Raw genomic sequence first — 22,011 nt, forward strand, 5'->3', positions numbered from 1 at the left:
ATCCACGATCCATAATCGAAGGTCGAAAATGTCCCGCCCCGCCATCGACCCGCGCATCAAGCTCCGTCATATCTCGTGCTTTCTGGAGGTAGCGCGGCTCAGCAGCGTCGTCAAAGCCGCCAACGTGCTCAACATCAGCCAGCCCGCGGCCTCAAAGACCATCCAGGAATTAGAGGATCTTGTTGGTGCGGCCCTCTTCGATCGCAGCCGGCGCAACCTTGCGCTCACGCCCTTCGGCGAGGTCTTCTATCGTTACGCTGGAACAAGCCTCACTGCGTTGCGCCATGGCATAGAAGCGGCACGGCAAAGCAACGCCGTCACCACCGTGAAGATCGGCGCACTCCCCACCGTGTCCGCGCGCATCCTTCCGACAGCCGTCGAGGCCTTCTCGTCCCAAGGACCCGGTATGCGGGTTCATATCATAACCGGGCCCAACGGCTATCTCCTGTCTCTCCTGCGTACCGGAGACGTCGATCTCGTCATTGGCAGAATGGCCGAACCGGATGCGATGCTCGGGTTTGCCTTCGAGCATCTCTATTCCGAACGGGTCGTCATGGTCGTCAGGCCCGGCCACCCCCTGTTGCGGGAGGCCCGATTTCACCTCGCGATGATTGAAAACTACCAGACTCTCATGCCGACCCCCGAATCCGTGATCCGACCTTTCGTGGACCGTATGCTGGTCGCCAACGGCATCACCGATCTAAAGGCGAATGTCGAAACCGTCTCCAACGCCTTCGGCCGCGCCTACACGCGGCAGACCGATGCCATATGGATCATTTCCGAAGGCGTGGTCGCCAACGACATCGCAGAGCAACTGCTCGTTCCCCTACCCATTGATACCAGGGAAACGACCGGACCGGTCGGGCTCACGACCCGCACCGATACGGCTCTGTCGCTATCAGCCCTGACTTTCATGAAGGCTGTGCGAGACGTGGCAGCGAGCCTGCGCGACTAAAGCAGGGTCCGCGCCGCCTGACGATAACGGCTCGGCGCGACACCCAGCATGCGCGTCAGAAACCGCGTAAAATAAGCGGGATCGTCATACCCAAGCTCAGCGCCGATCTGCTTGATCGTCAGAGACGAAAACAGCAGTTGCCGCCTCGCTTCCAAGACGATACGCCGCTCGATGATCTGCAGCGCGGAAACGCCAAGCACCTGGCGGCTGATCCGATTGAGATGCGTCTGGCTAATTCCGAGGGCATCAGCATACTTGCCGATGACGCGCGTGGTCCGATAGTGCTTGTCGACCAGAGTCCGAAATGCCGCGGCGTAGCGTACCGCTTGGGTGAGCCGCGCACCGGTGCGCTCATCGGCCATCCGGCCTGCCCGCGCGAGAGCGACGAGCAGCAAGGTGATCAGGGCTGGCATGGCCATTCCATGCCCCGTCCCGCGCCGGTCCGCCTCGTTGAGCAGGTTGGCAATTGCCGCGTGGACTTCGTCCATACCATCGCCGGTGAGCACGCGCGGCTGGGCGCTGATGTCGCCAACATCCCGTCCTGCGTTCTGGACGTCTCTCTCCATCAGTGTCAGCACGACACCAACGATGTCTCGGCTGAACACGTAGCCATGCACCGTGAGCGCGGGAACGACGACGACAGCCGGGCCGACAAGCTCGTATGTCGCGCCATCGATGGTCGTCCGCGCTGATCCGCTCGCAACCTGGAGAACCTGGAACAAGTGTTCGTGGCGATGCGGAGCGATGCGGAAGTCGTGGTGACTGCTGCGCGAAGCGATCGTCTCCCAATGGAGCCACTCGTGCTCCCTGTCCGCAACTTCGCCGAAAAGCGCGTAGATCGGAATTGTTTCCATGGTCGGATAGTCCAACAGTTTGCCTGCTCCGTCCATTGGCTTCCTTCGGCTTCACGCGCAGGATTCCTGAAAAGGGGAGGACATGATGCGGACCCAAGTCGCGATTGTCGGGGCCGGGCCTGCGGGCTTGATGCTCGGCCGGCTGCTCGAACTCGCTGGCATCGACAGCATCATCCTAGAACGCAAGACCGCCGACTATGTTCTCGGCCGCATTCGCGCCGGCGTTCTGGAACAGGGCACCGTGGAACTCATGGAGCGGGCTGCGGTCGGATCCCGGCTTCAAAACGAGGGTCTTGTTCATCAAGGCATTGAACTCTGCTTTGATGGCGATCGCTATCGCGTCGATTTCTCCCGGCTGATCGGGCAGCACGTGGTGGTTTACGGTCAGACCGAAGTCACACGTGATCTCATGGCGGCGCGGCAGTCACCCACGATCTACGGCGCGGATGACGTCGCTTTGCACGATTTCAATACCGAGCGGCCCTGGCTCTCTTATAGCGTAGGCGGCGAAGTCCGCCGCCTCGACTGCGATTTCATCTGTGGCTGTGACGGATATCATGGGGTTTCGCGACAAAGCCTACCGACGGCTTCGCTCACGACCTTCCAACGTGAATATCCATTCGGCTGGCTCGGCGTTCTCGTCGACAAACCTCCCGTGTCCCACGAACTCATCTATGCCCATCATGAGCGCGGGTTTGCCTTATGCTCGCAAAGATCACCGACGCGCAGCCGCTACTACATCCAGGTCCCCGCGGGCGAGAATGCGGAAACCTGGTCTGACGAACAGTTCTGGGATGAATTGCGAGCCCGCCTGCCACCCGACGTCGCGGGAGCGATCGAGACCGGCAACTCCATCGAGAAATCAGTAGCGCCGCTGCGAAGCTTTGTCGCTGAACCCTTGCAATGCGGGAGATTGTTCCTCGCAGGCGACGCTGCCCACATCGTTCCGCCAACCGGAGCAAAAGGTCTTAACCTAGCCATGCGTGATGTTGGATCGCTCGCCGATGCTTTGATCGAGTTTTATGCCGAGAAATCGTCCGTGGGCATCGAGACATATTCGTCCGAGGTGCTTCGCCATATCTGGCGGGCTGAGCGCTTCAGCTGGTGGATGACAAGCCTGCTGCACACCTTTCCCGAAACCGGGCGATTTGGACGCCGCATCCAGCGCGCGGAGTTTGATTACCTGACCCAATCGACCGCTGCGCAGATGAGCTTGGCCGAGAACTATACGGGATTTTCCGATTGATGCGCCGCCATCCATCTTCCACGGCAACGGCTTTCAATGGCCTACCCCGAGGAGGCGTTCCACGATACGCGGCTCCGTGGCGAGCAACCCGGGCGTTCCGTGCCAGGCGATGCGTCCGCGCTCGAGAATAATGACGTCATCCGCGAAGGAGAGCGCTGCCTTTATCCTTTGCTCAACCAGCAGGATCGTCATCGTACGCGCCGCAGCCAATTCTGTCAGTGCAGCCATCAGCTCATCACATATGACGGGCGCCAATCCTTCCAGCGGCTCATCCAGGAGCAGCACAGCCGGCTGCCCCAGGATAGCGCGCGCGGTGGTGAGCATCTGCTGCTCGCCCCCGCTCAGCTGCGAGCCCAGATTGTGGCGCCGCTCCTTGAGGCGGGGAAACATCGCATAACTTTCCTCAATCGCGGTTTTTGGGCGCCGCTTCAGGCCGACCTGAAGGTTCTCTTCCACCGTCAGGGATTGGAAAATCGACCGGTTCTGCGGCACATACCCGAGCCCACCGAGCGCACGTGCGGAACCATCGAGCGTCGTAAGATCCAAGGCGTCAATCGTCACACGGCCGGCATAGTGCTTCGTCTGTCCCGCGATGGAAGCAAACAGCGTCGTCTTGCCGACCCCGTTGCGGCCAAGGACCGCCAAGCGGCCGCCGGCGGGCACGTGAAATGTCACGTCCTCCAGTATACGTGTCGGGCCGTAGCCGGCACTGAGGCCCTTCACGTCAAGCGACGCTGCGGTCATCAGCATAGCTCCCGAGATAAGCCTGGCGCACGGCGGCATCCGTGGCGACAGCCTCCGGCGTGCCCTCGAAGATGACGGCGCCCGCCGCCATCACGATCACTTTGCGCGCGAAACGAAAAACGAAATCCATGTCATGATCGATCATCAGTATCGCGAGATCAGCTGGCAGATGCGCGAGCGCCCGCTCGATCAGTACGATGTCCGCGCTGGGAACGCCTGCTGCTGGCTCGTCAAGCAGCAGCACCTTCGGCCGCAGCGCCATGACGAGCGCCACTTCAAGCAGCCGCTGCTGGCCATAGGCGATCTCCCCGACCGGAACCCGCGCTATCCCATTCAAATTGAAGAGCGCCAGAATCTCATCGCTTTCGCGAGCGACGTCCGGCATAGTGCGGAAATCCGCGAACAGCCGCCCCGTACGTCCAAGCCGCTGAAGCAGCGCGAGTGCCACATGCTCCTCCGGCGTCATATCCGAGAACAGGCGGGTCACCTGGAAGCTGCGCACAAGGCCGCCTCTGACGCGCCGGGTGGGCGACCAGCGGGTCACATCCTCTCCGTCCAGGAATACGCCACCGGCATCGGGGCGAACATGCCCCGTCACAAGATTGACGAATGTTGTCTTCCCCGCGCCATTCGTCCCTATCAACGCGACCCGGTCCCCTTTCGCAAGGGCGATCGACATGTCACGCGTGACAATCAACCCTCCGAACCGCTTCCTGAGCTGACGAACTTCGAGGAGGCTCATTTCTCGCTTTCCCGGGTTCGCTTCCAGAGCCCTTCTATCACGCCGGTTAGTCCCCTCGGCTCGAAGAGCACGACCGCGATCAGCATCGCCCCGACGATGGTCAGCCAGTGGAAGGGGTTGATCGCCGAAACGAGATGTTCGAACCAGACGAATACAAACGTACCGATCAGGGCTCCAAATAACTTTCCCACGCCTCCGAGGACCAGCATCACGAGCGCCTCGGCGGAGAGCGTGAAGGAGAGGCTGTCGAGCCCCACGACCTTCGTTGCGATCGCGGACAAGGCGCCTCCCAAACCGGCGACCGCCCCGGCGATCGCGTAGAGCTTGACGAGTGTTCCGTAGACTGGCGCACCCATCGCTCTGACGCGTATCGGATCCTGCTTGATGCCGCGGCAAAGCATCCCGAAGGGCGAGCGCACGACCACGCGCAGCGCGACAAACACTAAAACGAGGAGTGCGACCGCGAGGACAAATGCGGTTCGTCCCCACAGATCGAACCGGAAGAGGCCGAACACCGGAGCCGGCGTAATACCGGATAGACCATCGCTTCCGCCTGTCCAGGCCGAGAGCTTGTTCGCGGCCTCGTGGGCCAGTTGGACGATGGCGATTGAGAGAACGAGCTGACCCAGCCCACCTCCGCGCAGGATGACGAGGCTCGATGCGGTCCCTGCCAGTGCCCCCGCCACCGCGCCAACACCGAGCATGGCGAAAGGATCCGTCAATCCGAATTTGGAGGCCAGAATGCCAGCTGCATAGGCGCCCGCGCCAAATAGCGCCGCATGGCCCAAAGTGGCGATACCGGCGTATCCCGTAACGAGATCCAGCGATAGTGCCAGGAGCATGATCGCAATCATGCGCGTGAACAACGCGAGACTGCCAGGAAAGACAAAATAAAGAAAGGTGGCTGCGGCGAGGATGAGGAGTGCCGCCGCCGCATCGACAGCCCAACTGCGCCGAGCCCTCGTGAGACCGACAACGGTCCGCGCCTTGAGTATCGCGTCTGTCATCCCGTCCGTCCCAGCAAACCGTGAGGAAAGATGCAGACGATCGCGATGACGGCGAGATAAAAGAAGAACTCGCCGAACTCCGGCATCAGATAGCGCCCGGTGGTCTCCACGGCCCCCAGCAGCAGGCAGGCGAGCAAGGCTCCCGGAATGGAGCCCGCGCCGCCCACCGACACCACGACGAGGAACGTCACCATATAGCGCAAGGCATAATAAGGCTCGATGGGGAGCAATTGCGCCCCGACAACCCCGCCCAATGCCGCAAGACCGACCGCGGCCGCGAAGCTGACGGCATAAACGATTTTCGTACGCACCCCGAGCGCCCCCGCCATCGCAGCATTGTCGACGGAGGCGCGGAGTTTCACTCCAAATGCAGTGCGTTCGATCAAAACCCACAAGGCGATTGCGACGACGACCCCCGTCGCCACCGCGAAGAGTTTGTGTGCTGCGATCGATCGAAAGCCGAGTTCGACCGGCCCCTGCAACGCCTCCGGCAGAGGTATGGTCTTGAGCGAGGGCCCCATCACGAAGTTGGCGATACCAATGATCACGAAGGTGATGCCAATGGTCATGAGCACCTGTGTGAGTTCAGGCGCGCCATAGATGCGGCGGTAAAGCCAACGCTCGAGAGGAACGGCGGCCAGCACAGTGCCGAACACCGCCGCGACCAGGGCAACGCCGTAAGGCACTCCGAGCTGATGGGCGGCGAAGGCCGCGATGTAACCGCCCATCATCGCAAAAGCACCATGGGCGAGGTTCACGACCTTCATCAATCCCATCGTCATACTGAGGCCGATGGAAATGACAAAAAGCACCATGCCATAGGCGAAGGCATCAACGGCGATGGAAAGAATGGTTTGCATCGCACCTCAGGGTCGACTCAAGGAACAGCTCCCATCAACAATGCCTGCCATCACGGCGCCTTCCAACCTGGGTCCCCCTGTTTTTCAAAGGTCCGTATTTCCTTGTTGATGTATTTTCCGTTGTCTTCGGCGACTTCCCGAAGATAAATGTTCTGCGTGATGTGACGGTTTTGAGGATTGATCGACACCGGTCCGCGAGGGCTTGTCCAGGACATGCCTTTTACTGCGTCTACGGCCGCCTTGGCGTCCTGCTTGCCGCCCGTCGCCTCGATCATCTTCGCAATGACATACATGCCGTCATAGGCGCCCACAGCCGGGAAGCTCAGACTTGCGGGGTCGCCGATCGCCTTCGAAGCGGCCTCGACAAAAGCCTTGTTCTCCGGCGAATCGTGGCTCACGGCGTAGTGAAACGTCGTCAACGTTCCCAAGGCGCTTTCACGCAGCGCAGGCAGATCCGATTCCTGTGTGAGATCCCCGGGCGCCAGCAAGGTGATGCCAGCTTTCCGCAGGCCGTTTTCGGCGAACGACTTCATGAAACCGAGCGTCGCCGGTCCAGAAGGCAAAAACGCGAAAACGCCCTCGGCGCCCGAATCCTTGATACGCTGCATGATCGGACTGAAGTCATTCGTATTCATCGGCATGCGCACCGAGGCCACCACCTCGCCGCCTGCGTCCTTGAAGCCTTTGACAAAGGCCGACTCCGCGTCGACACCTGGGCCATAGTCCGTGACGACCGTGATGGCTTTCTTGATGCCGCGTTCACGCGCGACGGTCGCCATCGGCGTCGACGTCTGCCAAGTCGTGAAGGACGTGCGTACCACATAGGGACTGGCGTTCGTAATGGCCGACGTGGCCGCGTTGAACACGACCATCGGCACATTGCCCTCTACCAAGATTGGGGCGGCCGCCATGGCATCAGGCGTGTAATAGTAACCCGCCAGATATTGCACGCCCTCACCAACAATGAGGTCACGCGTCACGGCGGCGGACTTGGCGGGATCCGCCGCCGGAAGGTCACGGTAGACGATCTCGATGGTGTTGTTTCCGATCTTGTTCCCGTGAAGCGCGAGCCAGGCGTCAATTCCTGCCTGGAAGTTGCGCCCCTGCAGCGCCGCCGGCCCGGAAAAAGGGCCAACCACTCCAATCTTGATGGTATCGGCGATGGCCACGCCGGTGCTCATGGCGAGCGCCAACGCAAGTATGGCCAGCTTTTTCATATCAGTCCTCCCCAAAACCGCCAGAAGCTTACCCTCAATCGGAAGCGCTGGGACACCGCTTGGCGCGATTGCCCATCTGACATTTTGCAAATCCCCCTGTCGGGAGGAAATGAAAAAGTAGCGATGATCTATAGTTTGGGGGTTATACCTCAACGGGCGATGCGGGCATCCGCCAGGCCGTGCAAACATCCGCATATGCGGTCATAGCGCATTCCCTCAAGCGCAATGCTCGGGATCGGCGTGGTGCGTCGCTCGCGCTGGCCCACTCAAGGAATGGCAAAGCGTCAGCTGATCAAGCTGTTCTCAAAAGCGAAATCGAGACAGCCCTGCACATGCCGCTCGAGCACCCGCTGGGCTTCCTCCGTGTCACGGTTCAGCGCGCAGGTCAGCAGCGCCTTATGTTCCTCTGCGGCGATACCACCGCGAAAGATTACGAACACCATCTGGTAGCGCAGATACCGGTCGTAGATGCCGGAGTGCATGTCAAGAAGCGCTCTTGAACCGCAAGCCGACACGAGCGCCTGGTGGAATTCCCAGTCGTAACGCTTCCATTGCTCGGTTCGTGATGTGTCCCCCGCCAGAAGGCCCGCTTCCATGCGTGCGAGCTTGTGATGAGCGGCGACGACCCTGCCCTCCCATTCCATATCGCCCGCCCGAAAAGACTCGCTCAGCGCGTGCTTCTCGATGAGAAGCCGCAACGCCGCGATCTCCCGCAGATCCTCCGTCGAACAGGGCGCGACCTGAAAACCCCGCTGCCCCTCCGCGATGACTAACCCTTCTGGGGTCAATCGACTCAGGATCTCGCGCAAGGTGCTGATGCCCACCCCATAGGTGGGGCGCAATTTCTCCAGGGTTAACCGCTGCGCCGGCTTTAGGCGGCCGAAGACGATATCCGCGCGAATGCGGGCGTAGGCCTGCTCGCCGGACGTCGCAACGGCGGTCTCTTCGCCTAACAGATCTGATTCAGCCATGGCTTGGTTTCACCCTTCCGACAGAAGGCTTACCGGGAACGTTAAACTAAGCCAAGCTCAACATCACCAGCTATTTCAAGAAATCTCTGATGATTACAATTTTATCGATTGATACGTAAACTGATACGATCTATGGTTCGGAAGTCAGGCAGCGGTCGACGCCCACCTTCCATCGAACTCCCCGACCGATCGCTTGACATCATGAATTCGATAAGCTGGCGGCTCCGGGAGGAAGCTCATGGACAGCGTTCGCGCGCCGGTATGATCGACACCCGGGCACCTCAAGGCCGGAGAGTCCTTCCGACATCTCAACCAGCCGCCGACCATCCCATTCTCCACCGCGGACGGCATGACGCTTTTCGCCACCAATCCCCGAGGATCGGCGGCACTAATCCCACACGCCGAGCAATAGCCGAAACACCCCATGAACAATGTCGTCTATATTCTCAATGGCCCGAACCTGAACTTGCTGGGCGATCGCGAGCCTGCAATCTACGGCACAGCAACACTCGCGGATATTCGCGAACGCTGCGACAACACCGCTATTAAGCTTGGTCTCGCGGTTGACTTCCGGCAGACGAATTTCGAAGGTGAACTTGTGGAAAGCGTCCACGAGGCGCGCGGCAAAGCTTGTGCAATCATCATCAATCCTGCGGCCTACACATTCACGTCGATCGCCCTGCTCGACGCGCTCAAGACATTCGACAAGCCGAAAATCGAATTGCATATATCAAATATTCACACCCGCGAGAGCATCTATCACAACTCGCTGATCTCGCGAGCCGCAACCGGGATTATTATTGGTCTTGGGGCAGCCGGTTACGAGCTTGCTCTGCAAGCGGTCTCCGCCCTGGTCCCGCAGAATTAGGAGGTTCCCGACAAGAACGATGTCACCGCTGCCGCGCGTCAACTCGTTTCGACCAGCCAAATACATCAACGACAGAGCATGCGAAGGACGGTGTCGACCGCGCTCCTTCTTCGGCGTGCGCGCGCGGCAGGATCAGCCATGTCATGCCCGAACACCTGCTGGATCGTCGCTTGGTTCGACACATTGTAAAAACTGAGTGCACTGATGGTGAGGTGGATATCAATTGGATCAAGCCCCTCCCGGAATGCACCTGATGCCAGTCCACGATCGTATATTTCGCGGATCATATTGATTGCAGACATGTTGAGGTCGCTAATCTTAGAGGAATTCTTGAGATGTCGGGCGTGATGGATATTCTCGACCATGACAAGGCGGACGAAATCCGGATTATCGGCGTGATAATCGAACGTGAAGCCCGCAAGGGTGGCTATAGCCTCCACGGGAGGCAACGTCGCGAGGTCCAGGCTCCGCTCGAACCTACGGATACGATCGTAGGCCTCCTCGAGAACAGCCTGGTAGAGCCCCTCCTTATCCCCGAAATAGTAGTAGATCATCCTCTTGCTGGTGACAGTCTTGGCGGCGATCTCATCGACACGGGCGCCGCTCAGTCCGTATTCCACGAACTCCTCACGGGCAACCGCCAGGATCCCCTGCTTGACCCCTTCAGGATCCTGCGTCCAGCTGGCGGATTTCTTTCCGCCTTTGACCCGCGACGGCCGGGACGTAGCAACGCGATCCATGACAACCCTTTCATACCGCCTCCGACCGAGCATGAAGCCCGATTGAACGAACCGGTTAATTTCACTTGACCAATTGAACCAGATCGTACAATTAATGTCCATGGCTCGAGGGTACGTATTGAGGTCGCTGGAGCCGCGGCAGAAGCGCGCGACTCATACAGGTCGCATCGACCCGCAAAGAAGGTCGACAGCGAGGGGAGATGAATGAACTATCAGCTCGATTTCACCCCCGTCATCGAGGGTCTGCCTGATCTTCTGATTGCATGTCTCGGGACGCTTTGGCTCGCCCTCGGCGGGATGGTTCTCGCCATAATTATTGGTATAGGGGGAGTCGTTCTGCGCGATTCTCACGTCAAATCACTCCGCTGGCTTGTTATTTCCTTCGTTGAGCTGATACGTAACACGCCGTTCCTGGTCCAGATCTATTTCATCTATTTCGCCCTGCCTTTGGCGGGACTGCGCCTCGATCCAACACCCACAGCGATCATCGCTCTTGGAATTAACGGCGGCGCTTACGCCATCGAGATCATCCGCGGTGGCGTGCAGTCCATCAGCAAGGCACAGATCGAAGCCGGGCTGGCGCTGGGCCTGCACAAGGCGCAGGTCTTTCGGTTGATCGTGTTGAAACCGGCCCTCCGGGCGATTTTCCCGTCACTCACCAGCCAGTTCATACTCCTCACGCTCACGACAAGTATTGCTTCTGCCATCTCGGCCTACGAACTGACCTCGGTCGCCCAGCAGATCGAGTCCAACAGCTTTCGCAGCTTCGAAGTCTATGGCGTGATAACTCTTTGCTACCTCATCATGTCGTGGCTATTAATGCGGATGTTCGGTATGATCTCTGCGCATTACTTCAGCTACCCGGTCAAGTGAGGGCGGCGGGGATGGGACAGAACGAATTCATCTTCCTGCTGGTAGGGCTGAAATGGACGGTATTGCTGTCGGCTGTCGGCTTTGCGGGAGGCGGCGTGACCGGGCTGGGAGTTGCTCTGGCACGCACCTCCGGCCTGCCCTGGCTGGAGCGCGCGACAGCGGGCTATATCGCCCTTTTTCAGGGCACGCCTCTGCTGATGCAGCTCTTTGTTGTCTACTACGGCCTTGCTCTGATCGGATTGAAGCTTGATGCCTGGATAGCGGTCGCGATTGGTTTCACCCTGCACGCCAGCGCCTATCTCGGCGAGATCTGGCGTGGTTCCATCGATGCCGTACCTAAAGGCCAGACGGAGGCGGCAAAGGCCCTGAGCCTAAACTATGTGTCGCGCATGAAGGACGTAATCCTGCCGCAGGCCCTGCGCATTTCGCTGCCCGCCACAATAGGCTTTCTGGTTCAGCTCATCAAGGGAACGTCCCTGGCATCGATTGTAGGGTTTCTGGAATTGACTCGCGCTGGAAACATTATATCTAATCAGATATTCCAGCCAATACTTGTTTTCGGCGTCGTCGGAATGCTTTATTTTGCGATGTGCTGGCCGTTATCTCTTGCCGGCGCGCGGCTTGAGCGGCAGCTCGCCGTCGGCACGCGGTGATGTTCAACGGCATCAAGTGAATGGCGTGAAGCCAGATGTGGGAGAGGGAGAAACGGTCATGACAAAGATGAAAAAGTACAGCCCGAATCGTCGCGAGGTGTTGTTGGGGGGAGCGATTGCACTCGCGGCGCCGGCGTTGATCACACAACCCGCCTGGGCAATTACTCCCGAAGAAATCAAGAAGCGGGGCAAGTTGATCGTCGGCATCCAAGGCGACAATCCGCCCTGGGGGTTCGTCAACAGCGCCGGCAAGCAGGAGGGACTCGACGCGGACATAGCCGAACTCTTTGGCAAGGAGCTCGGTGTTCCGGTTGAGTTCGTGCCTCTCGAAGTAAACAATCGCATCCCCGCGCTGACGACCGGACGGGTCGACGTTCTCTTCGCGACGATGGCGATGCTGCCGGAGCGCGCCAAGGCCGTTCAATTCTCGAAGCCTTACGTCGCCAACACCATCGTCCTGGTCGGGCCGAAGTCAGCCCAGATCAAAACCAATGCGGACATGGGCAACTTCACCATCGGTGTGGCCAAGGGCGCCGCGCAGGACACTCAGGTCACCAAGAACGCACCCGCCAACACCGTCATCCGACGTTATGATGGCGATGCGCCCTCGATCCAAGCGTTGGTCTCCGGTCAAGTTCAGGCGCTTGGCGGAAATATCTTCTATCTCCAGCGCATTGAGCAGGCGCGTCCCGGCGAGTTCGAGAACAAACTCGAATTCCAGAATCTCTATAATGGCGCCTGCACGCGGCTTGGTGAGAAAGAAATCAATGCCGCCCTCAACACGTTCATCGACAAGATCAAGGCCAACGGCGAACTCCAGAAGGTCTATGACAAGTGGATGAAGGTGCCCGTTCATAAGTTCCCGGACAGCCTCGAAGGTATTCCCTTTACCGCCAGCTGAGGCATGTATTCCCATGGAAGCCTTGATGAGCCCCACGACAATCACCGCTGCGCAACATCATGAGACCATGATCAGCATGATCGCGGTCGAGAAGTGGTACGGCTCCTTTCAGGCTTTGCGTAACATTAATCTGTCGGTCAACCGGGGCGAGCGCATCGTCCTGTGTGGACCGTCAGGCTCGGGAAAATCGACCTTGATACGCTGCATCAATCGTCTTGAGGACTATCAGAAGGGCGAGATCCGTGTAGGCGGCATCGTGCTGACTGATGCAGGAAAGACGATTGATGCGGTCCGACGGGAAGTCGGCATGGTGTTCCAGCACTTCAATCTATTCCCGCACTTAACTGTTATGGAAAACTGCATGCTTGCGCCGATGCGATCTCTTGGCATCGGGAAGGAGCAAGCTGCGTCTACCGCGCGCCAGCTATTGGGACGTGTCAAGATTCTGGAACAGGCAGAGAAATATCCGGCCCAACTGTCGGGCGGCCAGCAGCAGCGTGTCGCCATTGCACGCGCCCTGTGCATGAAGCCGAAGGTAATGCTGTTCGACGAACCCACATCGGCTCTTGATCCGGAAATGGTCAAGGAGGTGCTCGACACGATGATCGGCCTTGCCGAGGAGGGCATGACGATGATCTGCGTCACACACGAGATGGGTTTCGCCCGACAGGTCGCCGATCGCGTGATCTTTATGTCGGAAGGCGCGATCGTCGAAGAAGCGCCGCCCGCTGAATTCTTTACCGCCCCACGTCACGCGCGTACGCGGAAATTTCTCGGTGAAATTCTCAATATGCATTGAACCGCGATACAGCGATCGGAGCCCGCCATGAGCCGCCTCGTCTATGTGATCAACGGTCCCAACCTCAATCTCCTTGGAAAGCGGCAACCCCATATCTATGGTGATGAAACGCTTGCCGATGTGGAGGCCGCATGCCGCATATTGAGCGAGGAATTGAATCTGCGGCTCAGCTTTCATCAATCCAATCGGGAATATGAAATCATCGACTGGATCCATGACGCGCGCGAAGGGGCAATCGGCATCGTCATCAACCCCGGGGCGTTCACTCATACGTCGGTCGCCATCCTCGATGCCCTGAATGCATTCGATGGAACGGTCATCGAATGTCACATCTCGAACGTTCATAAGCGCGAGTCTTTCCGCCATCATTCCTTCGTGTCTTTGCGGGCAGATGGCGTGATCGCCGGTTTCGGCACCCAAGGCTATGAGCTCGCCTTGCGGCGCATCGCACGTATCGCCGAGACCTCAGAGACTTAACCGTCGGCTACGGTGTGAGGAGCGCACCATGGGGCCAGTCAAACTCGCAATCGTTGGAGCCGGACTGATCGGCAGCCGCCACGCGCAGCATGTCGCTGCCGATCCGGGAGCCCTTCTGTCGGCCGTCATCGATCCCGCGCCCGCAGCTCAGGCGCTGGCCCGCACGCTGGACACCGCGTGGTATGCAAGCCTTGGCGCGTGCCTAGCGGTGGACAGGCCCGACGGCGTCATCATCGCGACACCTAACCAGTTGCACGTCGCCAACGGGCTAGAAGCGATCGCGGCTCGTATTCCCACGCTTGTCGAAAAGCCGATCGCAGATGACGTCGCCGCCGCTGAAAGCCTCGTGGAGGCTGCAGAAGGCTGCGGAATTCCGCTGCTCGTTGGGCACCACCGGCGCTATAATCCGATGATCCGCAAGGCAAAGGAAATCATCGACGCGGGTCGGATCGGACAAGTGCTGACCCTCACGGGCCAGTTCTGGCTGATGAAACCTGAGGACTATTTCGAGACGGCGTGGCGCCGGGAACCCGGCGGCGGTCCGGTCTTTCTGAATCTTATCCATGACATCGATCTGTTTCGATACTTGTGCGGCGAAGTGGATACCGTTCAGGCGCTGGAATCGAACGCGGTCCGCGGGTATGCGGTCGAAGAAACCGCGGCGATTATTCTGCGGTTCGATAGCGGAATCCTTGCAACGATCAGTGCGTCCGATGCAGTCGTTGCTCCCTGGAGCTGGGAACTGACGGCCGGCGAGAACCCGGCCTATCCCCGGCAGGGGGAAAGCTGTTATCATATCGGGGGGACGTACGGATCTCTGACAATCCCGCAACTGGAACTCTGGTCCCATCGCGGCAAACGGAGCTGGTGGGAGCCCTTGCAGCGCGAGCGCATTCCTTTCTCGCCTGACGATCCGCTCAAGCTGCAGATCCGGCATTTCTGCGAGGTTATCTGCGGTCGCGAGACGCCAATCGTCTCAGGGCGTGAGGGCTTGCGCACACTGAAAGTCATCGAGGCTGTCAAGCGGGCGGCCCGTAGCGGTACGGCGGTCAAAATCGCCGCCTGAATGGAAAGACATTTCGTCATGATCACGGGCACAACAAGGCTCGTTGCGCATCTCGGCCATCCGACCGAGAGCTTCAAGGCGCCGATGATCTATAATCCCTACTTCATGCGTCGGGGCATTGATGCCGTCGTCGTCCCCATGGGCGTGAAAGCGCCGGACTTTCCCGCCTTTCTGCGACTCTTCGCCCGGCTCTCCAATGCCCACGGCGCTTTGATCACCATGCCGCACAAGGTCACCGCTGTCGGTCTCGTCGACGAGGTCATGACCACTGCGGCCATTGCCGGGGCCTGTAACGCCGTGAGGATCGAGCGCGACGGACGGCTCGTCGCAGAGATGTTCGACGGGGAAGGTTTCGTCCGCGGCATGTTGAAGAAGGGACGCATCATCACGGGCAAACGCGCTCTGGTCGTCGGGGCTGGCGGTGTTGGGTCGGCAATCGCCGCTTCGCTCGCGAAGGCAGGCGTGGCCCAGATCGCCCTGTTCGACACCGAGCCACCCGCGGCGTCAGCGCTGGGGGAGCGACTGCGCCGCCATTATCCAGCGCTTGGCGTATCGGTCGGCGGCAAGGATCCGGACGGCTTCGACATTATCGTCAATGCAACCCCGCTCGGCATGAGGACTGGAGATCCACTCCCTGTCGATGTCGCACGTATCGCGCCATCGGCCTTCGTCGGGGAAGTCGTCATGAAACAGGAAATTACACCTTTTCTTGACGCCGTTCGCGCGAGGGGCTGCGCCTATCAGGTCGGGATCGACATGCTGTTTGAACAGATCCCGGCCTATCTCGAGTTCTTCGGCTTCCCCACGACAACGTCAGACGACCTGCGTGCTGTTGCCCACCTTGCACGGGAGGAGGCTCCATCATGATACCCTCGATAGCTACAGTTTGCGTGTCCGGAACACTTCAGGAGAAGCTCGAGGCCATTGCGGCGGCGGGTTTCCGGGCTGTTGAGATCTTCGAAAATGATCTCATCGCCTTTCCCGGCTCGCCAGCCGAGGTGCGTCGCATATGCGCGGACCTCGGCCTCGCCATCGTGACCTGCCAACCCTTCCGCGATTTCGAGGGCATGCCGGAAGCGCGACGCGCCCGCACCTTCGATCGCGCGGAACGCAAGTTTGATCTCCTTCAGGAACTCGGGACGGATCTCCTCTTCGTCTGCTCCAACGTCTCACCCGAATCCCTCGGCGGGATTGACCGGCTCGCCCAGGATTTCGCGGAACTCGGGGAACGAGCCTCCCGTCGTAGCATGCGGATCGGCTTTGAGGCTCTGGCCTGGGGCCGCCATGTTTGGGACTACCGGGACGCCTGGGAGATCGTCCGGCGCGCGAACCGCGACAATATCGGCGTCGTCCTGGACAGCTTTCACATCCTGTCGCGCGGTCTTGACCTCACGGCCATGACAATCATACCGCGGGACAAGATCGCGATGGTGCAGATGGCGGACGCGCCAAGGCTGCAGATGGATCATCTGTCGTGGAGCAGGCACTGGCGCTGTCTGCCGGGTCAAGGCGACCTCGACCTTCCCGGCTTCATGAATGCGCTCGTCGCGACGGGTTACGATGGCATCCTCTCGCTGGAAATTTTCAATGACCGGTTCCGTGCCGGTTCGGCGCGGTCAGTGGCATTGGATGGGCATCGCTCTCTCATATGGCTGCTGGATGATACCTCGCGAAAGCTGGGCCACGCTGTTCCTGGCGCAGTGCCGATGCCGCCGCCGACGCCGGTGGAAGCGGTCGAATTTATCGAGTTCGCAGTGGCCGAGGCATTGCGGCCGACTTTCGAAGGCCTGCTCGCGGCACTCGGCTTCCTCCGCGCCGGGGCGCACCGCTCCAAGGATGTCGGGCTCTGGCGACAGGGGGATATCCGCGTCGTGCTCAACAGCGACGTCGAAGGCTTCGCCCATAGCTACCAGATCACGCACGGCACATCGGTATGCGCGATAGCACTCAGGGTGGCTGATGCTCAGGCGACTATCCGCCGCGCTACCGCCCTCCTCGATACGCCGCACACCGGCGCTGTGGGCCCTGGCGAACTCGACATTCCTGCGGTCCGGGGACTGGGCGGCAGCCTGCTCTATTTCCTGGACAACGCTTCAGCATTGGGGCGCTGGGCGGAGGTTGACTTCGCGCCGACCGGTGAAACCGGAGCAGACGTCGGCTTGATCGCCGTCGATCATATCTCACAAAGCATGCAATACGAGGAAATGCTGACGTGGGTGCTGTTTTATTCATCGCTGTTCGAGACGACGAAAGCGCCTAGCCAAGCGGTGATCGACCCCGGCGGCGTGGTCCAGAGCCAAGTGATCGAAAGCGGCCTCGGCGATGGAGCTGGACGGGGCTTGCGTCTTATCCTCAACGGCTCGCAAAGTCACAGAACGCTGTCGGCGCGGTTTATCACGGACTTCTTCGGCTCGGGTGTGCAACATATCGCTTTTGCAACGGCGAATATTCAGGCAACGGTCAAGGCTCTCGTTGCCAACGGTGTCGCGATGCTGCCAATTCCGGAGAATTATTACGACGACCTCGAAGCACGGTTTGATCTTCCGGCGGATGAGCTCAGTTGGCTGAAGACGCTCAACATTCTCTATGATCGCGACGAAACCGGTGTGTTCTATCAGGCCTACACGACAACCCTCGACGGCGGCTTGTTCTTCGAGATCGTGCAACGCGACAGATACAGCGGATATGGTGCCGCCAACGCCGGGATTCGCTTAACCGCGCAGGCGCGCCTCGCACGGCCGGCGACCATTCCGGCGCCGACAAGGCCCTGAGATTTGGCGATCGATGGCGACAGGCGATGTCGCCAATCCTCATCAAATCCGAACCAGGGCCTTGATCAAACCTTCTTTTTCCCGGGCCCATCGCGGCAGATCCGTGACCACAGTGTCCAGCGTCGTCTCGTGCGTCGCGAGTGCATCGAGCGGCACGGCTCCGCTGCCGATCGACGCGATGACATGCTCGAAATCAGCGGCCGTGGCATTCCGGCTGCCTATCAACGACATCTCCCGTTTGTGGAACTCCGGGTCGGAGAACGTGATGTCGTCCTTCACAACGCTGACCAGAACATAGGTCCCGCCATGTGCGACGAAGGAAAAGCCTGACATGATCGACCTGGCATTACCTGTCGCATCGAAGACCACATCGAAGCCGCCCGGCTCGAGTGCCTGCACGCGCGCCAAGGCTTCGGCGTCGCCCACGACAACTGAACGAACCTCGCCGAGAACCCGCTGCGCCTGCGTCAGTCGCCCCGCATCGACGTCGGCGATTGTCACATCCAAGCCGGCGATGCGTGCAAAGATCGCAACACCAAGGCCGATTGGCCCTGCGCCAACAATGAGAGCGACCCCATCCTTCTCCCCTGCCCGACGCACCGCATGAGCGCCTATAGCCAGGAACTCAACCATAGCCGCATCGCGAGGAGAGAGGCCGTTTGCATGGTAGAGATTGGTGGCGGGAACTGCGATCTGCTCGCACATACCGCCGTCGCGATGCACGCCGAGAACCTCAATGCGCTCGCAACAATTCGGCTTCCCCTTGCGACAGGCCCCGCAAACCCCGCATGACAGGTAAGGATTAACCACCACCGTCTCGCCAGCCGCAAAGCCGGAAGACGGATGAGCCTGCGAGACCACGCCCGAAATTTCGTGACCGATCACGCGGGGATATTCCAGAAAGGGATGCTTCCCTTCGTAGATATGGTAGTCCGTGCCGCAAATGCCCACGTGACTTACGTCAAGAAGGACCCAGCCTTCCAAGAGCTTCCCCGGTGCAGCTCGCCTCTCCTGAATGATCTGATGGGGCGCGAGACATACGATTGATTTCATCGCAAGGTCCTGAACGATTGGTTCGCCGACAGTTCGCGCACCCTGATGCCACGAAGCGCGGCGTGGGACGCCAAGGGGGCACACGACATCTCCATCGCGTCGCCAGCTGTGTATTTCGATAAAGCGACCCTTGAGCCCTCTGCCATCCAATGTCAAAGTGTTTTTTACCGATAACTAGACGGATAAAAAACAGTTTGATGGGTGAGGAGGCGCAGCTTGAAAGACAATTCGGTTTACAAGCAGGCTTACAACAACTGCCTCGCGGTTATCGCAGATCTCCCCATCGGCGCGCTGCTGGGCGCCGAGCCGGCGCTGGCGAAAAGGCTGCACGTAAGCCGCACCACGGTTAGAGCGATCCTCGTTACCCTGCACGCCGCAGGCATCCTCAAGGTGAACGGGCGTGAGAAGCGGGTCTTGCGGCGTCCTCGCGCCGATGAGTACTTTTCGGAAACGGAGACGGAGCCGAGTTCCCAACTGATCGAGCGCCGTGTGAAGGAATGGCTGCTTGCAGGTGACCTTCGGCCAGGAGATGCGATCAGCAGCCTTGAGCTCGCCCGGCTTTTCAACGTCTCGACATCAGGAATTCGCGAGTATCTCAACCGATTCAGCCGCTATGGCCTGATCCAACGTCGCCCGAACGCGAGCTGGGTATTTCAAGGTTTTACCCGGGACTTCGCGCTGGAGCTCTGCGATATACGCGAAATGTTCGAAATGAGATCCATCCACTACTTTACGCGAACACTGCGCACGGAGGAGGGACGCCACAGGCTGAACGCGCTGGAAGCTGCGCATCTTGATCTGCTGCGGCGGATAGAGAGCGGTTATCACGAGTTCTCCAGGCTGGACGAGAGCTTCCATCGTACCGTTAATGACGCAGCGAATAACCGTTTCATAACCGACTTCTACGAGATTATATCATTGATTTTCCACTATCATCTGCAATGGGCCAAGCATGATGAACGCGAGCGCAACGAGGTCGCGCTGCACGAACATCTCGCGATCATTCATGCATTGAAGGTCGATGATACCGAAGGTCTCGACAAAGCGGTGCGGACGCACATGCAATCCGCACGCGAAACACTTCTCCGCTCCATATAACTGATCCCTGTGCAAGACCCTCTTGTGCGGTGAGCCGATGCCGACCAAGTCTCCAATTTGGCGCGCTCGCTGTCGGCCCGGCCTCACCGAACGAGCCGATCAACAGCCTCTCGTGGAGCTTGGTCGCGCGCTCCCGTCGGGGCGGGGATCGCGGCGCGAAACGCATGCCATCCGGCCCTGCCGCATGTCTGCAACGCTCGTGAGCCCCGGGAGCGCCATGCTCATCGTGAGTTCCTTTCTCAGCATCTCGAGAACGGCGGTGACGCCGGCTGCTCCGACCGAGGCAAGGCCATAGGCGTAACTTCGACCCAGCAGGCAGCCGTCCGCGCCGAGGGCCGAAATCGGCCGAGAAGGCCGTGCCATGTGCATTCATTTTCTAACCGGGACAGAGACCGCACGAAGCGATCTGAAATAGAATTAGCGTGCCGCTCCTGCGCAATTCTCGGCCCGGCTTGCGATATAGGCGCGCCAGTAGTCCGCCTGAGGGAAGTTTGGGTGGACGCTGATCAGGCTCCGCGGATCCACCGCTTTCAGAAGCGCCTCGCCGTGAGGAAGTGAGGACGGGGCGAGACACGCCAAGGCGTCGGCGCGCTCCCACACCCTCGCAGCGCTCGTGAGCTCCTGCGAAACCCAGATATTGTAAAGGTATGTGGTACCTGCTCCCAAACCGAGCGCGACTGCGAGAGCGACCTGCATAATCCGGCCAAAACGGAGCAGCCAGCCGCAAATTCCTACCAGGGCAACGGCAACGCCGGGAAAGGCCGAGCGCGTATCGAGATAGGCGCAGGGCCACGCCGTTGCGCACCAGCTCTGATGTCTCAGGGTCGCTGCGACGGGAAGCGTCACGTAGACGCTGAAAAGGACGCCTATGGTGGCGATAGTAAGCCAGGGCCGGTCGCGTTCGAGATGCCGCAAGGCACCCCACGCTACCCCCGCGGTCAACACGGACATGCCAGCCCAGGCAGCGAGCGCCTTCCATGGCGCTTGTGCAAAATGCGCCCATTGGACTGGCAATATGACGGTCCCGTTCAGCACGTGAAAGAACGAAGTCCAGATCAAGGCACCTAGATTCCGGATGCCGTCCGGCGAATTGCTCTCATAGTGTGAGGGATGCACGATGCGGTAGCCAAGGTAGAGTGCCAGCGCGATGGTGATCGCCATCATGTCGAGCGCGAATCCTCGCGTTTTCAGTCTGGCGAGCCCCTCCTGCCTTCCAAGGGAAAAACTTGCAAGATATTCGCATCCGATAACACCAAGCCCGAACACCCATGCATACTCAGTGGTCACCATGCTCAAGCACAGGATGACGCGGAGAATGCAGTCTGTGACGAGGGAGCGCTGCACCCCGCCGGCGAGCCGTGACGCCAGGATCAGCAGGAACGGCACCGTGTTCTGGAGCGGATAGCTGTTCGGCGGCATGTGATCAAACCCGAGACGCTGGTAAGTGACCAGCACCAGGAAGCTCAGCAATGCGACCGCTCGGGATCGACACAGGCCGCCAACCCACAGTGCCGTGAGTAGCATCAGCCCGCCCCAAGCACCGAGAAAGCCAACCCTTACCCATGTAACGGCTGACAAATGGCTAGCCATCATGTTGATGGGCAATACTACGAACTGTCCGATGCGCCCTTGCTGCGCAGCGGTTTCGCTCAGGAACTGGAAATTCTGTGCAAGCGTATTCTTAAGCGTTAAATAGTGGAACAGTATTTCATCAGCGGTCAGCCGGTAGCCGGCCAGGAAGGGCTGCGCTTGAAGTGCGGCCGCAACCAATGCGCAGATCCAGAGCGCAGCGAAAATGTTACTACGAATTCGGATTTGTTCCCCCGCCGAAACTATCTGGCCTGGAGACTGCAGGAAGTTCGTCCAGCGGCCGGCACAGGTATCATTTTACGGTCCCGATCGTCTACACGAGGATCTAGATAACATGTTGAGATCAAACCGCTCTGCCACCCGCACGCAAAGAGGAGCAAGCGCCCGCCGCGCGGCTCGCTCTCTCGCATAAATGCGACGGGGAAGCAAGGGACGTTTGCGCCTTTGACGCCGGCGCTTCCGAGGCAAGACGTCGGTCGGTGCCGGCCCCAGGCTTAGGGGAGCTCTCAAGGCTCGCCCACGATGC

At 59.7% G+C, this 22,011-nt stretch carries 23 protein-coding genes; 12 read left to right on the forward strand and 11 right to left on the reverse strand.

The genetic code is table 11. The annotated features are described in order from the left end of the window. The first annotated feature begins 28 nt into the window (after positions 1 to 28). The gene (gene pcaQ / locus KIO76_RS21260; protein ID WP_213325596.1) at positions 29 to 955 is read left to right on the forward strand and encodes a pca operon transcription factor PcaQ; all 927 of its coding nucleotides are present in this window, start codon (positions 29 to 31) and stop codon (positions 953 to 955) included. Here pcaQ and KIO76_RS21265 read toward each other — a convergent pair. Then, entirely contained in the window at positions 952 to 1,845 is an 894-nt protein-coding gene (locus KIO76_RS21265) for a helix-turn-helix domain-containing protein (protein WP_249729995.1), read from the reverse strand. The genes pcaQ and KIO76_RS21265 overlap by 4 nt on opposite strands. A 49-nt stretch (positions 1,846 to 1,894) precedes the next feature. Here KIO76_RS21265 and pobA point away from each other — a divergent pair, with 49 nt between their 5' ends. Beyond that, positions 1,895 to 3,055, forward strand: coding sequence for a 4-hydroxybenzoate 3-monooxygenase (pobA, locus tag KIO76_RS21270; protein ID WP_213327056.1), 1,161 nt, complete (start codon positions 1,895 to 1,897; stop codon positions 3,053 to 3,055). 33 nt (positions 3,056 to 3,088) lie between these two features. Here pobA and KIO76_RS21275 read toward each other — a convergent pair whose 3' ends face one another. The 6 genes from KIO76_RS21275 to KIO76_RS21300 all read right to left on the reverse strand — a co-directional run bounded on the left by KIO76_RS21275 (position 3,089) and on the right by KIO76_RS21300 (position 8,596). Then, positions 3,089 to 3,799 (reverse strand): ABC transporter ATP-binding protein, encoded by a 711-nt coding sequence (locus KIO76_RS21275; protein WP_213325597.1) that lies wholly within the window; start codon positions 3,797 to 3,799, stop codon positions 3,089 to 3,091. Beyond that, the gene (locus KIO76_RS21280) at positions 3,780 to 4,541 is read right to left on the reverse strand and encodes an ABC transporter ATP-binding protein (RefSeq protein ID WP_213325598.1); all 762 of its coding nucleotides are present in this window, start codon (positions 4,539 to 4,541) and stop codon (positions 3,780 to 3,782) included. Before KIO76_RS21280 ends, KIO76_RS21275 begins: the two co-directional genes overlap by 20 nt. Beyond that, on the reverse strand, positions 4,538 to 5,548 hold the full coding sequence (locus KIO76_RS21285) for a branched-chain amino acid ABC transporter permease (protein WP_213325599.1): 1,011 nt from the start codon (positions 5,546 to 5,548) through the stop codon (positions 4,538 to 4,540). The genes KIO76_RS21280 and KIO76_RS21285 overlap by 4 nt, the downstream gene beginning before the upstream one ends. Beyond that, the gene (locus tag KIO76_RS21290; protein WP_213325600.1) at positions 5,545 to 6,408 is read right to left on the reverse strand and encodes a branched-chain amino acid ABC transporter permease; all 864 of its coding nucleotides are present in this window, start codon (positions 6,406 to 6,408) and stop codon (positions 5,545 to 5,547) included. The genes KIO76_RS21285 and KIO76_RS21290 overlap by 4 nt, the downstream gene beginning before the upstream one ends. Before the next feature lie 50 nt (positions 6,409 to 6,458). Beyond that, positions 6,459 to 7,625, reverse strand: a complete 1,167-nt coding sequence (locus KIO76_RS21295) for an ABC transporter substrate-binding protein (protein ID WP_213325601.1) — start codon at positions 7,623 to 7,625, stop codon at positions 6,459 to 6,461. A 284-nt stretch (positions 7,626 to 7,909) separates the two neighbouring features. Continuing rightward, a complete protein-coding gene (locus KIO76_RS21300; RefSeq protein ID WP_213325602.1) occupies positions 7,910 to 8,596 on the reverse strand; it encodes a GntR family transcriptional regulator in 687 nt (228 codons plus the stop codon). Between the two features lie 424 nt (positions 8,597 to 9,020). Here KIO76_RS21300 and aroQ (KIO76_RS21305) point away from each other — a divergent pair, with 424 nt between their 5' ends. Further along, a complete protein-coding gene (aroQ, locus tag KIO76_RS21305; protein ID WP_213325603.1) occupies positions 9,021 to 9,464 on the forward strand; it encodes a type II 3-dehydroquinate dehydratase in 444 nt (147 codons plus the stop codon). A 65-nt stretch (positions 9,465 to 9,529) separates the two neighbouring features. On the opposite strand, the gene KIO76_RS21310 is transcribed toward aroQ (KIO76_RS21305), so the two are convergent. Next, a complete protein-coding gene (locus KIO76_RS21310) occupies positions 9,530 to 10,204 on the reverse strand; it encodes a TetR/AcrR family transcriptional regulator (protein WP_213325604.1) in 675 nt (224 codons plus the stop codon). 204 nt (positions 10,205 to 10,408) lie between these two features. On the opposite strand from KIO76_RS21310, the gene KIO76_RS21315 reads away from it, so the two are divergent. From KIO76_RS21315 to KIO76_RS21350, 8 genes are all read left to right on the forward strand, one after another. Beyond that, the gene (locus tag KIO76_RS21315; RefSeq protein WP_213325605.1) at positions 10,409 to 11,077 is read left to right on the forward strand and encodes an amino acid ABC transporter permease; all 669 of its coding nucleotides are present in this window, start codon (positions 10,409 to 10,411) and stop codon (positions 11,075 to 11,077) included. 11 nt (positions 11,078 to 11,088) lie between these two features. After that, on the forward strand, positions 11,089 to 11,730 hold the full coding sequence (locus tag KIO76_RS21320) for an amino acid ABC transporter permease (protein WP_213325606.1): 642 nt from the start codon (positions 11,089 to 11,091) through the stop codon (positions 11,728 to 11,730). Between the two features lie 67 nt (positions 11,731 to 11,797). After that, a complete protein-coding gene (locus tag KIO76_RS21325; protein WP_213327057.1) occupies positions 11,798 to 12,631 on the forward strand; it encodes a transporter substrate-binding domain-containing protein in 834 nt (277 codons plus the stop codon). Between the two features lie 67 nt (positions 12,632 to 12,698). Further along, the gene (locus KIO76_RS21330) at positions 12,699 to 13,430 is read left to right on the forward strand and encodes an amino acid ABC transporter ATP-binding protein (protein ID WP_213327058.1); all 732 of its coding nucleotides are present in this window, start codon (positions 12,699 to 12,701) and stop codon (positions 13,428 to 13,430) included. 27 nt (positions 13,431 to 13,457) lie between these two features. Next, entirely contained in the window at positions 13,458 to 13,907 is a 450-nt protein-coding gene (aroQ, locus tag KIO76_RS21335; RefSeq protein ID WP_213325607.1) for a type II 3-dehydroquinate dehydratase, read from the forward strand. Between the two features lie 28 nt (positions 13,908 to 13,935). Beyond that, complete coding sequence (locus tag KIO76_RS21340; RefSeq protein WP_213325608.1) at positions 13,936 to 14,973, forward strand: Gfo/Idh/MocA family protein; 1,038 nt, start codon at positions 13,936 to 13,938, stop codon at positions 14,971 to 14,973. Between the two features lie 18 nt (positions 14,974 to 14,991). Continuing rightward, positions 14,992 to 15,840: a shikimate dehydrogenase family protein gene (locus KIO76_RS21345; protein ID WP_213325609.1), complete on the forward strand. Its 849-nt coding sequence runs from the start codon at positions 14,992 to 14,994 to the stop codon at positions 15,838 to 15,840. Continuing rightward, on the forward strand, positions 15,837 to 17,744 hold the full coding sequence (locus KIO76_RS21350) for a bifunctional sugar phosphate isomerase/epimerase/4-hydroxyphenylpyruvate dioxygenase family protein (protein WP_213325610.1): 1,908 nt from the start codon (positions 15,837 to 15,839) through the stop codon (positions 17,742 to 17,744). Before KIO76_RS21345 ends, KIO76_RS21350 begins: the two co-directional genes overlap by 4 nt. Positions 17,745 to 17,786: 42 nt before the next feature. On the opposite strand, the gene KIO76_RS21355 is transcribed toward KIO76_RS21350, so the two are convergent. Beyond that, positions 17,787 to 18,797 (reverse strand): zinc-binding alcohol dehydrogenase family protein, encoded by a 1,011-nt coding sequence (locus tag KIO76_RS21355; protein ID WP_213325611.1) that lies wholly within the window; start codon positions 18,795 to 18,797, stop codon positions 17,787 to 17,789. Between the two features lie 216 nt (positions 18,798 to 19,013). Here KIO76_RS21355 and KIO76_RS21360 point away from each other — a divergent pair, with 216 nt between their 5' ends. Continuing rightward, a complete protein-coding gene (locus KIO76_RS21360) occupies positions 19,014 to 19,895 on the forward strand; it encodes a GntR family transcriptional regulator (RefSeq protein WP_213325612.1) in 882 nt (293 codons plus the stop codon). 99 nt (positions 19,896 to 19,994) lie between these two features. Here the strand turns inward: KIO76_RS21360 and KIO76_RS31780 are convergent, their stop codons facing one another. Both KIO76_RS31780 and KIO76_RS21370 read right to left on the reverse strand, forming a co-directional pair. After that, positions 19,995 to 20,264, reverse strand: coding sequence for an alpha-hydroxy-acid oxidizing protein (locus KIO76_RS31780; protein WP_363316860.1), 270 nt, complete (start codon positions 20,262 to 20,264; stop codon positions 19,995 to 19,997). A gap of 48 nt (positions 20,265 to 20,312) precedes the next feature. After that, on the reverse strand, positions 20,313 to 21,665 hold the full coding sequence (locus tag KIO76_RS21370) for a hypothetical protein (protein ID WP_213325614.1): 1,353 nt from the start codon (positions 21,663 to 21,665) through the stop codon (positions 20,313 to 20,315). Positions 21,666 to 22,011 lie beyond the last annotated feature (346 nt).

This window comes from Chelatococcus sp. YT9 (assembly GCF_018398315.1).
Classification (GTDB): Bacteria; Pseudomonadota; Alphaproteobacteria; order Rhizobiales; family Beijerinckiaceae; genus Chelatococcus.